The organism is Variovorax sp. 770b2 (assembly GCF_900115685.1).
Classification (GTDB): Bacteria; Pseudomonadota; Gammaproteobacteria; order Burkholderiales; family Burkholderiaceae_C; genus Variovorax.
On record NZ_FOXJ01000002.1, the window covers coordinates 179,356 to 195,376 of the forward strand.

Genomic DNA, 16,021 nt, shown 5'->3' on the forward strand with positions numbered 1-16,021 from the left:
ATTGCTGCGCTGCAGCAATCGAAACGGTCGAGGCCTATAGTGGGTTCTCCTCCCTCACGCATCGGCCCCACATGTCATCTCTCAGTTCCACCGCCCGTCTGGCCAATCCGCTCATGCAGTGGCTCGACCTGGCCTTCAAGACCAACGAGATGCTGCTGTCCTCCGGCTCGGTGATCCGCATGCGGACCGAGCGCATCGCCAAGGCCGGGCTCACGCCCACCGCGGCCGACCTGGCGGAGTTCCAGCTCATGGGGCACGAGAAGCTCGCCGCGGCGAGCGAATCGGGCATCGCGATGGCCAAGCAGTGGCACAGCAGCCATTTCTCGCTGGCCAACAAGGCGCTGCAGCAGTGGCTCCAGGGCACGACGGCCTTTTTCTCGATGGCCGGCAGCGTCACCCCCGCACAGGCGGCCGCGCGCAGCGATGCCTTCGTGCAGACCGCGACCCGCACGGCGACCACGGCCAGCCAGCTCTCCGGCGTTGCCGCCCGCATCGCCCGCGAAGGGCTCAAGCCCATTCATGCCGCGGCCACGTCGAATGCGCGGCGGCTGGCCCAGCTGCAATCCTGAGAAAAGAAGCGCGGCCGCTCAGGTCCGCGCGGGCACCAGCGTCAGCAGCGTGATTTCCGAAGGCGCACCGAAGCGCTTCGGCGGGCCCCAATAGCCGGTGCCACGGCTCACATAGATCCACATGTCGTGCAGCCGGTGCAGGCCTGCCGTGAAAGGCTGCTGCATCGGCACGAACAGGTTCCACGGAAAGAACTGGCCGCCGTGCGTGTGGCCCGACAGCTGCAGCTGGTAGCCGGCCGCGGCGGCCACTGCCGCGCTGCGCGGCTGGTGCGCCAGCAGCACGCGCGTGTGCACCAGCGGCGGCGCATCGAACAGCGCCAGGTGCGGATCGCTCGCATGCGCCGCGTCGAAATGCCCGGCGGTGAAGTCGGTCACGCCGGCCAGCACCAGCGCGCTTTCGAACAGTTCCTCATCGGTCTGGGCGCCGCGCACATTGCGCGTCTGCAGCACCACATGCTCGTTGAGCAGCACCTTCAGGCCGAGCCGGCGCAGCTCGTCGATCCAGGCATGGGCGCCTGCGTAGTACTCGTGGTTGCCCGTGACCACGAAAGTGCCGTGGCGCGCGCGCAGCCCCGCCAGCGGCGCGATGTGCTCGCGCAGTTCGGGCACCGTGCCGTCCACCAGGTCGCCGGTGATCGCGATGGCGTCGGCGCCGAGCCGGTTGACCGCATCGACGATGCGCTGGATATAGGCGCTGCGAATCGTCGGGCCGACGTGGATGTCGCTCAACTGCGCGATCGTGAAGCCCTCCAGCGCCGTCGGCAGCCCGCGGATCGGAATGTCCACGCGCTTTACGCCCGCCGTGCGGCGCGCGTTGAGGAAGCCCACGAGCGACGTGCCCGTGGCCATCGCCAGCACCGCCAGCGCGCTCCACGGCAAGAGCGCATTCCAGTTCGCCTGCGCCAGGCCCAGCGCGCCGGCCAGCCAGGTGAGCAGCAGGCCGGCATCGCGCAGCAGCGTCAGCACGAACATCGAGGAGAACCAGCCCATGCTGATCAGCCCGACCCACTTGAGCACCTCGCCCACCGAGGCATCGGGCGCAATGCGGCGCGAGACGAAAGGCAGCGGGATCGTGAACGCCGACACCACCAGCAGCACCAGCGCCAGCGGCCACGCCGGCGTGAGCATGGCCAACGCGGGCACGAGGCGCAGCGCTATGTAGACGTGCAGCAGCGCGGTCAGGGCGCTCAGGGGGCGGATCGGCATCGGGGCAATGGGTTCGGGCATTGCCCGGGATACACCACCTGCAAGGCGCATGCCGCGCATTCAAGATGCGCGAAGAGGCCGCTTTCGCTATTTTTTCTATAGCGCACGACGCCCGGATAGCGGGCGCTGCGGCTTGACGACCGTCAGGATTTCGCAGCTTCAGGGTGCCCCGGGAGCCGCGCCGGCCACCGGGGCCGCCGCGTCACTGCACCGTGCGCGTGCCGGCCGAGGCCATGTCGGTGCCCGCCGGCCATTCGAAGACGGCCTTTGCCGCCGCGCCCTGCAGCACATGCAGCGGCTGCTTGAGCACCTGGCCGCCGATCCGCGCCTCGACTTCGTAGGTGCCCGGCTCCAGCCGCGCCACCATGAACGGACCGCCCGACACCACGTTGTCCAGCAGCGCGGTGCCGCTGCTGTCGCGCACCGTGACGTGCACGCCGGCGGCGAAATCGGCGCTGCCCTTGTGGTCCTTGACCGCGAATTCGAAGGTCGCGGGCCAGCGTGGCGACACCGTCTCCATCAGCTGCGCTTCATCGCTGCCGATGCCGCCGCTCATGTATTCGACGCCGTGCGTCATGTAGATCGGCGGATTCACCGCCGCCTGGGCCGACGAAAGCGCGCCGAGCAGGACGGCGCCGCACAACATGGCAGCCGCCAGCGGCCGCATGCGTGAAGAAGAAAAACGGGAGGTCATGGTCTTGGATCCTTTCCTGGTCGTGGTGGCGAGAAGCCACGCCGCCAATGTGCGGCGCACGACTTAGAAAAGGCTGACCACCGGCCGCGGCGCTGCGCAGCCCGGGTGGTCACCGCTGATGCTCAGCGGGCGGCGGAGGTCTGCGCCAGCGCCTGCGTTTGCGGCATCGGCGGCGTGACCGAGGCCATGTCGAAATTCGACGGCCAGAGGAACGACGCGCGGGCCGGCGAACCGGCAATCACGATCAGCGACTGGGTGAGCGTGAGCCCGCCCAGCGTGACGTTCACGTCGTAGGCGCCTGGGTTCAGGCGCGCCAGCATGTAGGGCGCCCGGGTTTCCACGTCCATCACCGCCTGGCCGGTGTATTTCTGGCGGATCTGAACCGAGGCCTTGGCCGGGAAGCCGGCCAGCTGCGCACCCTTGCCGTCGCTCACGCCCAGTTCGATGGTCGCGGCCCAGCGCGGCGCCACCATTTCCATGAACTCGGCCTCGCCCTTGACTGCGCCGCCGCACATGTACTCGATGCCCTGCGCCACCTGGATGGGCGGGTTCGAGAAAGCGTGGGCCGGCAAAACGGCGCCGAGGAATGCTGCTGTACCGCCCAGTACCAAAGCGGCCAGGGGCCGCCGGAGACGCGTAGGGTTCATTGCTTGTTGTCCTCGATCTTGCATGACGTGAAATCCGTGGAGGATTTTGCTTAGCAAGAGTCGGGCTAGATATAGCGTTTACGAGGAACGATGCTCGAATTCGAATTGAACGCTATTGTTTTAATAGCTGATGACGTCAGTGTGACGGGCGTCGTGGGCGTTTTCGGACCCCGACCTCACGGAAACCCTGAGGCGCAACGGTTGGGGGGCCGGGCCGCGAGGGTGCATGAGGTGCGCCTACAGCGGTGCATGGATGCGCCGGCTATCAAGGAAAGGGCATGAACACAGTCGCGAGAAATGGCACACGCATTTCCATATCGCCATCCATCTGCGAGCCGAATGTCCTCGCGCCACGGCGATCAGACGCGACAGGCCTGCGGAAACGGGTGTCGCATCGACCCGCGGATTTCTGCAATCATCTGCCGTCCAGCAAAAGAAAAAGCACGCACCAGGGAGCTGGCTCGTGATACGAGGGGCGTCATGAACGTGCCGACAAGCAGTCCTGCCGACTTGGCATTGATCCGGCAGGCACTGGGCCTGACCGAGGCTTTCTCGTCCTGGCCGGCCGCGCTCCTGGACAGGCTGCTGCCGGCGTCGCGCCTGGGTCGTCATTCGCGCGGCGCCCTGGTGCACAGCGAAGCGCAGACGGAGCCCGAGATCCTGACGGTGGTGTCCGGCCATCTGATGGTCAGCCGGGTGAAAGTCGACGGCTCCCGGGCACCCATCTCCGTTCTCGGCCCGGGCCTGGTCATCGGCATCCCGCGGGGGATGAACCCGGACGACGAGGCACTCTACGACTACCGCGCCAACGACGACGCCGTGATCGTCCATGTGCCCGCGCGCATCGTGTTCCAGACACTCGACTCCGAAGCCTTTCTCTGGAAAGCCATGGCGCACATGCTCCTGAAGCAGCACCGCCAGATGCTCACGACGGTGGTGGACCAGCTCGCCGGCAACCTGAGCAGGCGGCTCGCGGCCACCATCGCACGGCTCGCGCAGGTGTATGGCGTCGACAGCAGCCAGAAGAGTCTTCGGCTTCGTCTTTCGCAGGAGGACCTGGCCGCCATGCTGCAGGCGTCGCGCGGCGCACTCAACAGGGAACTGGGCGTGTTCGAGGCGCAGGGCCTCATTCGTGCCGAGTACGGGACGTTGATCGTTCTGGACCTGCCTGCGCTGCGCAAGCTGGCCGGCGCTGTCGAAGAGCCCGGGCAGGACGAGGTGCAGACGTGACCCATCCGCCCCATCCGCCCCATTCGCCCGCAGACGAGGGACTCATCAGGAGCGAACTGATGGCCGCGGAGAGCTTCGCGGGGTGGTCGCCTTCCGCCATCGAGGGCCTGCTGCCCACCGCACGGCTGGGCCGCTATGAGCGCGGAGAAATGGTCAAGCGCGAAGACGACGGCGCGCCCGAGGTCCTGCTCGTGCTCTCGGGACACATGCTGGCGAGCCGGCTCTATCCGGACGATTCCCGCGTGCCGGTTTTCATATTCAACCCCGGCAACGTGGCCAGCATCCAGGCACGGCTGGACAACGAGAAGCATGCGATCTACGCCTACGAGGCGCACGACAGCACTTCGGTACTGCACCTGTCGGCACAGTTGGTTGTCGAGCGGCTCGATGCGACGCCGTTCCTCTGGAAGGCGATGGCCAAAGTGGTCGTGAAGCAGCATCGCTCGATTGCCAGCACGCTCCTGAACTTTCAGAGCGGCAACACGCGCCAGCGGCTTGCAGCGACGATCTCCCGGCTCGCAAGGATCTATGGCGTGGACGACGACACCCGGAATCTGCGCCTGCGGCTTTCGCAGGACGACCTGGCTGCGATGCTGCAAGTCACCCGCCGGTCCATCAACGGGGAAATGCGCGCGCTCGAAGCCCAGGGGCTGGTCCGCTCCGAATACAACGCCGTGACCGTGCTCGACCTGCAGGCGCTGCGCAGCCTGCATGGCGATGCCTGACTCGCCGGACATCCCGGCGCTTCACCTGCCTGCGACGCGGCAAATCCGTGTGAATTGCGCCAGGACGCGTTGCAACGCCTCGGCGTGAACTGATCCGACCGCCGCCCATTGCGGCTTCACCCGGTCCCAGGGTGTCCGGCGGCCCGCCTCGCCTTGCCCCGCCCAGACACGCGCGCTGGTGCGGGCGCCGTCACCTTCCTCGAACCGCCCTGACTTTCCTGTCCGGCGTTCTTCCCGCTTTCTTTGCCCCCTGTGCGTGAGGCAGTGCGATGGGGCGCGCCAAAGCCAAGCGGTGCGGAAATGGGAAAAAAATTACTTTTAAAGAACTGAAAAAAAGACAGCGCATGCATTTGGAGTGTGATGTTTGTCGCGCTTTATTAATGCCCACCGCTGGAAACGAGAAGAAGGTTACTTTTGGCGAGATGACCGGCTGCTCGATCGACCAAGTGCTATTTACAGTCGCCTTCACACATTCACAAATCAAACGATTCTTCGCAATTTGAATTGATTCGGAATGGGCAATTGATTCATACGTGGGCCGAAATGGCCTTGGTAATTTTCGAGATTAAAAAATGAACGGCAAATGGGCGCCACGCCATGTGGCATTGATCGATGGTCTTGCCACCCGGCGCGCTCGACTGTGCGGGCGGCTGGCAGAGGGCGGCGGCGCCCCCGTGGTGTTCGAGGATTCATTGGAGCTCCTGTCTCTGCTGTGCGGTGGCCGGCGGTTTGACCTCTTGCTGATCGTCGAAGACGGCACTTCGATGTGGCACCAGCTGGTGACGGTGTGCGGCGTGCTCGGCATGCCGGTCCTGGTGCTCGCACGGAAATCCGGTTTCGAGCAAGGCGCCCAATGGCTCGAAAAGTTTCCCGTTTCTCCGCTATTCGATTTCGCATTCGAGGATTGCGAGGATGCCGAATTGAATCAACGCATTTCCCGGCTGCTCCATCACGGCGAAGCGCACCAGGTTCAATTCTCCAGAATCAAGGAGACGGCATTTGGCAATTACAAATTCGACGAAGCGAAGGGCTCCGTTCTGCATCGCGAATCCGAAATTTATTTGCAACCCCGTCAATTCCAATTGGCGCTCGAATTGTTTCGCAACCTGGGCCGCGTGCTGGAGCGAAACCGGCTGTGGTCCCTGCTGTGGGCCACGCCATTTCCTTCGAAAGGCGTGAGAACGCTCGACGTCTGCGTGGCCAATATCCGCAAGAGGCTGCAGCTTTCTCCGGAAAACGGATTCACGCTGAAGTCGGTCTATGGGCGCGGCTACCAGCTTCTGGCGATCACCCCGCTCAGGGTGTCCAGGCCCGAACTGGACGCCGCCACCCGAATCGTCGTTGGCTGGCCGGCCAATTCCGTCGCTCCTCCCGATCAGGCGAGCTCTGCGCCGCCGCACTGAGTCACCGAGGTTCTCGCGCCTGCGTCGGCACCGGACGTGCCGACGGGGCGACGCGCCTCGTCGATTGCTTTTCCTCCTTTTCCTTTTTCCTTTTCCTTTTTCTTCTCGCAGCACGGCTGCAAATGCAATGAACACGTCATACAAATCCATCTGGAACGAATCGCTCGGCGCGTGGGTCGCCGCTTCTGAAGTCACCAAGGGGCGCGGCAAGCGCAGCAAGGCTGGAAATGCGGCGCGGGTGCCGCTGGCAGTGGCTCCTGAACGAGCGCTTGGCCGTGGCCGACGATGGGCGGGCGCGATCTCCTTGGCAATCCTGGGCACAGCCGCGGGTTCATTCCCTGCATTTGCTCAATTCGCTCCCGCTGGTAGTGGCGGTGTTGCCAGTGGGCCGGCCACCATTGCAATTGGCGGTGGCACAGGTCAAGGAGAGGGGGCCACCGCCAGTGCCGGAAGCTCGATAGCTTTGGGTGCGGGTTCCAACGCATCCGCGGCCTATGCAATGGCACTTGGCACCAGTGCAAAGGCCGAGTCCGCCAACGACATTGCTGTGGGTTTGCGCGCAAAAGCTCACGGCGAAAGTGAAGGCCCGTCAGCGGCGTTTGGTTTTAAGGCAACAGCGCTTGGGAGCGGTGGCCTCGCATTCGGCACGATTTCTTATGCAGATGGAAACGGCGCCCTCGCAAACGGCTATGCCACGAACGCCATAGGCGCATCGGCCTCAGCCTTCGGTGCGGTGGCAAAGGCATCCGGAGCCATGGCGACGGCCGTTGGCGCCTTTTCGACTGCGAATGCCAATTTCTCGACAGCCATCGGCGGCGCGACGACGACTGGCGAGAACGCCATTGCCATGGGCAACGACGCGAATGCTTCGGGCGTGAGTTCGGTTGCCATCGGCGACCGATCCGAGGCTTCCGCCGTAAAAGCCACGGCGCTCGGTTGGAAATCGCAGGCGAGCGGGGCCGGCGCGACCGCGCTTGGCGCCAATACCGCATCAGGCGCATCCGCCGCTGCGGCGGATGCAATCGCCATCGGAGGTCAGTCCAGCGTTGCTGAAGCGGCCACATCCGGCATTGCCGTTGGCCGTGGGGCAACGACGAGCGGCGCCTTCGGCATCGCGCAGGGTGACGGCGCAGCAGTATCCGGAGCGAATGCCATCGGCATAGGCGCCAACGCCGTCGCGTCGGACGCCAATGCCATTGCCGTGGGCGACGCCAGCAAAGCGAGGGGACTCAATTCGATTGCGATCGGCGAACGCGCCGAGACGGCCGCAACGGCAAGCCAAGCCGTTGCAATTGGCAACGCAAGCAATGCCAGCGGCGTCGATTCCATGGCGATGGGCAACTCGGCCACGGCCAGCGGTGTCAACTCGATCGCTCAGGGAACTTCCAGCGTAGCCAGCGGGGATCGCTCTGTTGCCGTCGGCTCTGGCGCTTTGGCAACGGGTGACCTCGGCGCAGCGCTGGGCCACGAGGCCACTGCTTCCGGTGCTCGCGCCACGGCGCTGGGTACCGGTGCCAACGCGATCTACGACGACAGCGTTGCACTGGGCTCGTCGAGCAAGACCTCGGCCACGCTTGGCGCCCTTCAGTCCACCGCGGCCCACACGCCCTTCAAGGGCGCCGCCATTGCGGGCGCCACGCCGGCCGGCGAGGTCTCCGTGGGGTCGAGCGGCAGCGAACGCCGGGTCACCAACGTGGCTGCTGGCGGCGCCGGCACCGATGCGGTCAATGTCAGCCAACTGCAGGCGGCATCCACGGCAGCCGTGCAGTACGACAAGAACGCGGACGGCACGCTGAACAAGGGCAGCGTGACGCTGGGCGGCACGCCGGCCACGGCGCCCGTGAAGCTGGGCAACGTGGCTGATGGCAACGTGGCTGCAGGCTCGAAGGACGCGGTCAACGGTGGCCAGCTGAACAGGGTCAACACATTGGCCACTGTCGCCAGCGAGAAAGCATTCAACGCAGTTCAATACGACAAGAACGCGGACGGCACGCCAGGCAGGAGCACGGTCACGCTGGGTGACCTCAAGGCAGACGGCACGCCGGCCACTGCACCCATGAAGCTGACCAACGTGGCGGACGGCAATGTGGGTGCGGGTTCGAAGGACGCGGTCAACGGCGGCCAACTGAACACCACGAACCAGAACATCACGAAGCTGGGCGACAGCATTGCGGCGGGCACGATCGGCCTGGTGCAGGCTGTTCCTGGCAAGACCAACCAACTGACGCTGGTGGCACCGGGCGCGAGCGGTGCCGCACCTGGCAACGCACAGGTGTTGAGCAACGTGGCTGCAGGCAAGGCGCCGACCGACGCCGCCAACGTGAGTCAACTCAACGCACTTGCCGGCAGCGCCGTGCAGTACGACAAGAACGCGGACGGCACGCCTGGCAAGAACGCGGTGACGCTCGGCGGCACGAACGCAGACGGTACGCCGGCAACGACCCCCGTGAAGCTGGGCAACGTCGCTGACGGCAACATGGCTGCAGGCTCCAAGGATGCCGTCAACGGTGGCCAGTTGAACGCGGTGAACGAGACGGCCAACAAGGGCTGGAACCTCAGCGCCAACGGTGAAGCCTCACCGCTGAACATTGCGCCGGGTGGTGCAGTGGATTTCATCAACGGCAGCAACACGGCCGTGTCGCGCACGGGTAACCAGATCAAGGTGGACGTGTCGAAGACGCCGACCTTCGAGTCGGTGACCCTGACGACGGACGGCACGCCGGGCAACTCCGGTGCCAGCGCGACGCTGGGCGCCAACGGCCTGACGACCACCGGAGCGGACGGCAAGGCGGGCCCGAGCGTGACCACGGCCGGCATCGACGCGGGCGGCAAGCCAGTTGCCAATGTCGGTGCAGGTACGAACGGCACCGATGCGGCCAACGTGGATCAGGTGAAGGCGGTGCAAGCCAAGGCTGACAACGCGGTGCAGTACGACGCGAAGAATGGAGCGCCAGGCAAGGAGCGCATCACGCTGGGCGGCCTCAACGCCGACGGCACGCGGGCAACGGCGCCCGTGAAGCTGGGCAACGTTGCTGATGGCAACGTGGCTGCAGGGTCGAAGGATGCGGTCAACGGCGGCCAGCTGAACACCACGAACGAAACCATCACCAAGCTTGGCGACAACATTGCGGCGGGCGCAATCGGCCCGGTGCAGGCTGTCCCTGCCAAGACCGACCAACTGACGCTGGTGGCACCGGGCGCGACCGGCGCCGCACCTGGCAACGCACAGGTGCTGGGCAACGTAGCCGACGGCACGGCGCCGAACGACGCGGTCAATCGCGGCCAACTCGACACGGTGAGCGCGACGGCGAACAAGGGCTGGAATCTCAGCGCCAACGGCGAAGCCTCGCCGCAGAACATTGCGCTTGGCGGCACCGTTGACTTCATCGACGGCCGCAACACGACGGTCACGCGCACCGGTAACCAGATCAAGGTGGACGTGTCGAAGACGCCGGTCTTCGACACGGTGACCGTGGCAAACGGAACGCCTGGAACGCCCGGAAGCACCAGCACGACGCTGGGCGCCAACGGCCTGACGACCACCGGAGCGGATGGCAAGGCGGGACCGAGCGTGACCACGGCGGGGATCGACGCAGGCGGCAAGCCGATCACCAATGTGGGTGCCGGCACGAACGGCACGGACGCGGCCAACGTGGACCAGGTGAAGGCGGCGCAAGCCAAGGCCGACAACGCCGTGCAGTACGACAGGAACGCCGACGGCACGCCGGGCAAGTCGGGCGTGACCTTGGGCGGCACGAACACCGACGGCACGCCAGCGACGGCGCCAGTGAAGCTGGCCAACGTGGCCGACGGCAATGTGGGTGCGGGTTCGAAGGACGCGGTCAACGGCGGCCAGCTGAACACCACGAACCAGAACATCACGAAGCTGGGCGACAACATTGCGGCGGGCACGATCGGCCCGGTGCAGGCTGTCCCTGGCAAGACCAACCAACTGACGCTGGTGGCACCGGGCGCGACCGGTGCCGCACCTGGCAACGCACAGGTGTTGAGCAACGTGGCTGCAGGCAAGGCGCCGACCGACGCGGCCAACGTGGGCCAACTCGACGCACTTGCCGGCAGCGCCGTGCAGTACGACAAGAACGCTGACGGCACGCCAGGCAAGAGCGCGGTGACGCTGGGCGGCACGCCGGCCACGGCGCCTGTGAAGGTGGCCAATGTCGCCGATGGCACGGCCCCGAACGACGCGGTCAACCGCGGCCAGCTCGATACGGTGAGCGCGACGGCCAACAAGGGCTGGAACCTCAGCGCCAACGGTGAAGCCTCGCCGCTGAACATTGCACCGGGTGGCGCAGTGGACTTCGTCAACGGCAGCAACACGACGGTCTCGCGCACCGGCAACCAGATCAAGGTGGACGTGTCGAAGACGCCGGTCTTCGAGACGGTGACCGCAACCAACGGGACACCGGGTAACCCTGGTGCCAGCGCGACGCTGGGCGCCAACGGCCTGACGACCACCGGCGCAGACGGCAAGGCGGGGCCGAGTGTGACCACGGCCGGTATCGACGCAGGCGGCAAGCCGATCACCAACGTGGGTGCCGGTACGAAAGGCACGGACGCGGCCAACGTGGACCAGGTGAAAGCAGTGGAAGCCAAGGCCGGCAACGCCGTGCAGTACGACAAGAAAGCGGACGGCACGCCTGGCAAGAACGCGGTGACGCTCGGCGGCACGAACGCCGACGGTACGCCGGCAACGACCCCCGTGAAGCTGGGCAACGTGGCCGACGGCAACGTGGCTGCGGGCTCGAAGGACGCGGTCAACGGTGGCCAGTTGAACGCGGTTCGCGAGACGGCCAACAAGGGCTGGAACCTCAGCGCCAACGGTGAAGCCTCGCCGCTGAACATTGCACCGGGTGGCGCAGTGGACTTCGTCAACGGCAGCAACACGACGGTCTCACGCAGCGGCAACCAGATCAAGGTGGATGTGTCGAAGACGCCGACCTTCGAGTCGGTGACCCTGACGACGGACGGCACGCCGGGCAACCCCGGTGCCAGCACGACGCTGGGCGCCAACGGCCTGACGACCACCGGCGCAGACGGCAAGGCGGGCCCGAGCGTGACCACGGCCGGCATCGACGCAGGCGGCAAGCCAATCACCAACGTCGGTGCAGGTACGAACGGCACCGATGCGGCCAACGTGGACCAGGTGAAAGCAGTGGAAGCCAAGGCTGCCAACGCCGTGCAGTACGACAAGAACGCGGACGGCACGCCGGGCAAGAGCGCGGTGACGCTCGGCGGCACGAACGCCGACGGCACGCCGGCGACGGCACCCGTGAAGCTGGCCAACGTGGCCGACGGCGAGGTGGCCGTGGACTCGAAGGACGCGGTCAACGGCGGCCAGCTGAACACCACGAACCAGAACGTCACCAACCTGGGCGACAACATCCGCAACGGCGCCATCGGCCCGGTGCAGACGGTCCCGGGCAAGACCGATCGGCTGACGCTGGTGGCGTCGGGCGCGACCGGCGCTGCGCCTGGCAACGCACAGGTGCTGACCAACGTGCAGGATGGCGAGCTGTCCGCCTCGTCGAAGGACGCGGTCAACGGAAGCCAGTTGAACAAGGTCAACATACTGGCCACTGTCGCCAGCGAGAAAGCATTCAACGCAGTTCAATACGACAAGAACGCGGACGGCACGCCGGGCCGGAGCACGGTCACGCTGGGTGACCTCAAGGCAGACGGCACGCCGGCCACTGCAGCCGTGAAGCTGACCAACGTGGCCGACGGCAATGTGGCCGTCGACTCGAAGGACGCGATCAACGGCGGGCAGCTGAACACGCTGGGCACCGGCATCGCCAACGTGCTTGGCGGCACCTATATCGGCGGCCTCTACACGCCCTCGACCTTCACCACGATCGGTGGCGGCACCGCGACGACGGTGCAGGGGGCGCTCGACAACCTCGGCACCGCGGTCACCAACGGCGCGGTCGGTCCGGTCCGGCAAACCGGCAATCGTGACCAGCTCGCACTGGTGGCTCCCGGCGCCACGGGCGCTGCCCCCGGCGCTCCCCAGCAGCTCACCAACGTGAAGAACGGCGAGTTGTCCAGCACGTCGACCGACGCGGTCAACGGCAGCCAGCTGCATGCGGTCAGCGAAGCGGTCGCGGCGGCCGGCACGAAGGCGGGCAACTCGGTGCAGTACGACAAGGGCGCGGACGGCACGCCGGGCAAGTCCAGCATCACGCTGGGCGGCATGGGCGCAGACGGCAAGACGCCATCGACCGACCCCGTGAAGCTGGGCAACGTCGCCGACGGCAACCTGGCCGCGGGCTCGAAGGACGCGGTCAACGGCGGCCAGCTGAACACCACGAACCAGAACGTCACCAACCTGGGCGATGACCTGAAGAACCTGACCACCACCATCAACGATGGCAAGGTCGGCCCGCTCCAGCGCACCGGCAACACCGACGAACTGGTGCTGGTGGGCAAGGATGGAACGGCCGCCAACCCCGGCGCGGCGCAGCGCGTGACCAACGTGGCCAACGGCACGGGCGACGGCGATGCCGTCAACCTGGGCCAGCTGAAGGAAGCGGTGGGCACGCCGAGCAACGCGGTCCGGTACGACGGTGCCGACAAGATTGCGGCGACGATGGGCGGCACAACCTCCACGGACGGCGGCAAGACCGGCGGCACGAGGCTCACCAACGTGGCACAAGGCGCGGTCAACGACAAGTCGACCGATGCGGTCAACGGCGCGCAGCTCGATGCCACGAACACGGCCGTGTCGAACTACCTGGGCGGCGGCGCGAACCTGAAGGAAGGCAAGGGACCGAGCTACACCGTCCAGGGCAACACCTACGACAACGTGGGCGGCGCGCTGGGCTCGGTGAACGACAACCTCACCACGGTCAACAACGCGATCAACGGCGGGGGCATCAAGTACTTCCGCACCAACTCGACGTTGACTGACGCGACGGCCAGCGGAACCGATGCGGTGGCCGTGGGCCCGCAGGCGGTGGCCAGTGGTGCTTCGTCCGTCGCCCTGGGCGCGGGCGCGCAGGCCACCTCGGCCAGCGGTACGGCCATCGGCTTCAACGCGGTGGTGCAGCAGACAGGCGGCGTGGCGCTGGGCGCGGGCTCGGTCGCCTCGACGGCGGCGGGCGTGGCCGGCTATGTGCCCGAAGGCGCAGCCGCACCGCAGGCGTCGGCCGTGCGGGCGACCAAGGGCACGCAGGGCGCCGTGTCCGTGGGAGATGCAGGCAACGGCCAGTTCCGCCAGATCACCGGCGTGGCTGCGGGCACGGCCGACAGCGACGCGGCCAACGTGGCGCAGTTGAAGGCCTCGGCCAGCGCGGTCAAGGCCGGCAGCGTGCAGTACGACACCAACGCGAACGGCACCGTCAACTACGGGCAGATCACGATGGGCAACGGGCAGGCGCCCGACGGCACGCGCATTTCCAACGTGGCGCCGGGGGTGCTGGGGAACGATGCGGTCAACGTGAACCAGCTCAACAGCGCCGCCGCCGCGTCGATGAACTACACCGACGCACGCGTCAACCAGCTGGGCAGCGCGATGAAGGACATCGAGAAGAAGTCGTACGCCGGCACGGCCGCTGCGATGGCGCTGGAGAGCGCGCCCTACGTGGCGGGCAAGGTCTCGTACGCAGCCGGCATGGGGCACTACCAGGGGCAGACAGCCGTGGGCGCGTCGCTGCGCAAGACGGCCGAAAGCGGCCGCTGGAGCGTGAGCGGCGGGGTGACTGCGACATCGGCCGGCACCGTCGGCGTGCGCGCCGGCATCAGCGGTGTCTGGGATTGATCGGCCCACACGACGCACAACGCAACGAAGAACATCGAACAGAAAAAATGAACATGAGCATGAAAAATCGCGCACCGGCGCGCAGGACCCCGGGCGCGATGGCGGCCGCCGCATTCAGCGCGGCGGTACTTCTCGCAGGCTGCGGAACCTCGACGGTGAGCAAAGATGTCATGGGCGACGGCACCGTCGGCGAGATCGTTTTTCCGGAGCCGTCGAGCGCTTGGGCGAAAGGCGGCATCTTTCCCAACGTCGACAACCTGCGGCAAGTGGGTGCCGGCGTGACGAAGGATCAGTTGCACGACCTGCTGGGCGCACCGCATTTTGCGGAAGGCATCGGCGCGGTGCGCGAGTGGGACTACCTCTTCCAGTTCCGCGCCGTCCCCGGCACCCGCGTGACCACCTGCCAGTACAAGGTGCTTTTCGACAAGAACAGCCTGGCGCGCACCTTCCACTGGAAGCCTGCAGGCTGCGCCGCGTTTCTGGACGCGCCTGCAATGGCAATGGCGGCTCCACCGGCAATGGTGCCGAGCCCGCAACCGGAGCCTTCTTCCGGATCGGTGACGAAGTCATCGATCGGCACCGACGGCCTGTTTCGCTTCGGCAAGCACGCACCTGAAGACCTGCTGCCCGAAGGCCGGCGCCGCATCGCCGCGCTGGCCGCGCAGGTGCAACGCGATTTCAGGTCGGTGCGCAGCGTGCGCATCACCGGACATGCCGACAGGCTCGGCACCATCGCCGGGAACGACGCGCTGTCGGTCTCGCGAGCCCGCACCGTGCGAGCGTTGTTCGTTCGGTCGGGCGTTCCCGAGGGCGTGATGCAGGTGCACGGCGAGGGCAGCCGGCGTCCGCTGGTCGCTTGTCCGGGCGGCGTCCCCAGAGCGGTGCTGGTGGCCTGTCTGCAGCCCAATCGGCGCGTGGAGATCGAGGTCGCGGGGGAGTCGTAGGCGTTCGGCGGGCAAGACCTCGATCGGAAAGGAGAAGGTTTTGCTGAATCCGCCGGACGGCAAGCCGGGAGATCCGGCGCTGATCCGGCAAGGCTTTGCCTTGTCGGAGGTTTTTTCATCGTGGCCGGACGAACTTCTGGAGCGGTTGCTGCCGGCTTCGCGGCTGCGCCGGTATGTGCGTGGCGACCTGGTGCACAGCGAAGCGAGCGGTGAGGCGGAGGTGCTGATCGTGGTGGCGGGTCACGTCATGGTGGAACGCATCTACCCGGACGGCTCGCATGCGCCCATCGCCATCCTCGGATCGGGCCTGGTCGCCGGAATTTCGCGCGGCCTTGTTCCGAACGACGCGCCGTTGCACGGCTATCGCGCACATGGCGATGCCACCGTGATTCATCTGCCGGCGCCGGTTGTCTTTCGGACGCTGGGCGCCGAGGCGCTGTTGTGGAAGAGCATGGCTCGCACGTTGTCCAGGCAGCACCGCCAGATCTTCACGACGGTGCTGGACCACCTCACGGGCAACACCCGCCAGCGCCTGGCGGCGGCCATCGGTGGACTTGTGCAGATCTACGGCCTGGAAGAGAGCACGCAACGCCTTCGCCTGCGGCTCTCGCAGGATGATCTGGCCGCCATGCTGCAGGTGACCCGCAGGTCCATCAACAAGGAGATGCGGGCGCTCGAAGACATGGCATTGATTCGCTCCGAGTACAACGGGATGATCATTCTCGACCTGTCGACGTTGCGAAAGCTGGGGCAAAGCACGGCGCCGATCGGCGCGTGATGGCCGGTCGGCCGTGAATCCGAACGTGGACGGAGAAACCGAAACCCG

11 protein-coding genes and 1 pseudogene are annotated in these 16,021 nt (G+C 66.4%); 9 read left to right on the plus strand and 3 right to left on the minus strand.

Features of this window, described 5'->3' with window-relative positions; translation table 11 throughout:
- Positions 1 to 71 precede the first annotated feature (71 nt).
- Positions 72 to 569 (plus strand): polyhydroxyalkanoate granule-associated phasin, encoded by a 498-nt coding sequence (locus BM133_RS16465; RefSeq protein ID WP_093435710.1) that lies wholly within the window; start codon positions 72 to 74, stop codon positions 567 to 569.
- An 18-nt stretch (positions 570 to 587) separates the two neighbouring features.
- On the opposite strand, the gene BM133_RS16470 is transcribed toward BM133_RS16465, so the two are convergent.
- The 3 genes from BM133_RS16470 to BM133_RS16480 form a co-directional block, all read right to left on the minus strand.
- Positions 588 to 1,835 carry a metallophosphoesterase gene (locus BM133_RS16470; RefSeq protein WP_093435713.1) on the minus strand — a complete coding sequence of 416 codons (1,248 nt, stop codon included), beginning with the start codon at positions 1,833 to 1,835 and terminating at the stop codon, positions 588 to 590.
- Between the two features lie 142 nt (positions 1,836 to 1,977).
- Positions 1,978 to 2,469 (minus strand): hypothetical protein, encoded by a 492-nt coding sequence (locus tag BM133_RS16475; protein ID WP_093435716.1) that lies wholly within the window; start codon positions 2,467 to 2,469, stop codon positions 1,978 to 1,980.
- Positions 2,470 to 2,591: 122 nt separating this feature from the next.
- The gene (locus tag BM133_RS16480; protein WP_093435720.1) at positions 2,592 to 3,116 is read right to left on the minus strand and encodes a hypothetical protein; all 525 of its coding nucleotides are present in this window, start codon (positions 3,114 to 3,116) and stop codon (positions 2,592 to 2,594) included.
- 480 nt (positions 3,117 to 3,596) lie between these two features.
- Between BM133_RS16480 and BM133_RS16485 the strand changes: the two genes are divergently transcribed.
- The 8 genes and pseudogenes from BM133_RS16485 (at position 3,597) to BM133_RS16510 (ending at position 15,973) form a co-directional block, all read left to right on the plus strand.
- On the plus strand, positions 3,597 to 4,346 hold the full coding sequence (locus BM133_RS16485) for a Crp/Fnr family transcriptional regulator (RefSeq protein ID WP_177224855.1): 750 nt from the start codon (positions 3,597 to 3,599) through the stop codon (positions 4,344 to 4,346).
- The gene (locus tag BM133_RS16490; RefSeq protein ID WP_143100142.1) at positions 4,343 to 5,071 is read left to right on the plus strand and encodes a Crp/Fnr family transcriptional regulator; all 729 of its coding nucleotides are present in this window, start codon (positions 4,343 to 4,345) and stop codon (positions 5,069 to 5,071) included. The genes BM133_RS16485 and BM133_RS16490 overlap by 4 nt, the downstream gene beginning before the upstream one ends.
- 269 nt (positions 5,072 to 5,340) lie before the next feature.
- A complete protein-coding gene (locus BM133_RS34660; RefSeq protein ID WP_143100143.1) occupies positions 5,341 to 5,574 on the plus strand; it encodes a hypothetical protein in 234 nt (77 codons plus the stop codon).
- Positions 5,575 to 5,643: 69 nt separating this feature from the next.
- Positions 5,644 to 6,474, plus strand: a complete 831-nt coding sequence (locus BM133_RS16495; protein WP_093435728.1) for a winged helix-turn-helix domain-containing protein — start codon at positions 5,644 to 5,646, stop codon at positions 6,472 to 6,474.
- Between the two features lie 127 nt (positions 6,475 to 6,601).
- Positions 6,602 to 7,870 (plus strand): annotated as a pseudogene (locus BM133_RS35760) (ESPR-type extended signal peptide-containing protein); the annotation flags it as partial.
- A gap of 36 nt (positions 7,871 to 7,906) precedes the next feature.
- Positions 7,907 to 14,251: a YadA-like family protein gene (locus BM133_RS16500; RefSeq protein ID WP_256219233.1), complete on the plus strand. Its 6,345-nt coding sequence runs from the start codon at positions 7,907 to 7,909 to the stop codon at positions 14,249 to 14,251.
- Between the two features lie 47 nt (positions 14,252 to 14,298).
- Complete coding sequence (locus BM133_RS16505) at positions 14,299 to 15,195, plus strand: OmpA family protein (RefSeq protein WP_256219234.1); 897 nt, start codon at positions 14,299 to 14,301, stop codon at positions 15,193 to 15,195.
- 40 nt (positions 15,196 to 15,235) lie between these two features.
- Positions 15,236 to 15,973 carry a Crp/Fnr family transcriptional regulator gene (locus BM133_RS16510; protein WP_093435732.1) on the plus strand — a complete coding sequence of 246 codons (738 nt, stop codon included), beginning with the start codon at positions 15,236 to 15,238 and terminating at the stop codon, positions 15,971 to 15,973.
- Positions 15,974 to 16,021 lie beyond the last annotated feature (48 nt).

Coding starts and splice junctions, on each gene's coding strand:
- BM133_RS16465 (WP_093435710.1), top strand. CDS start 72: ATGTCATCTCTCAGTTCCACCGCCCGTCTGGCCAATCCGCTCATGCAG.
- BM133_RS16470 (WP_093435713.1), bottom strand. CDS start 1,835: ATGCGCGGCATGCGCCTTGCAGGTGGTGTATCCCGGGCAATGCCCGAA.
- BM133_RS16475 (WP_093435716.1), bottom strand. CDS start 2,469: ATGACCTCCCGTTTTTCTTCTTCACGCATGCGGCCGCTGGCGGCTGCC.
- BM133_RS16480 (WP_093435720.1), bottom strand. CDS start 3,116: ATGAACCCTACGCGTCTCCGGCGGCCCCTGGCCGCTTTGGTACTGGGC.
- BM133_RS16485 (WP_177224855.1), top strand. CDS start 3,597: ATGAACGTGCCGACAAGCAGTCCTGCCGACTTGGCATTGATCCGGCAG.
- BM133_RS34660 (WP_143100143.1), top strand. CDS start 5,341: ATGGGGCGCGCCAAAGCCAAGCGGTGCGGAAATGGGAAAAAAATTACT.
- BM133_RS16495 (WP_093435728.1), top strand. CDS start 5,644: ATGAACGGCAAATGGGCGCCACGCCATGTGGCATTGATCGATGGTCTT.
- BM133_RS16505 (WP_256219234.1), top strand. CDS start 14,299: ATGAACATGAGCATGAAAAATCGCGCACCGGCGCGCAGGACCCCGGGC.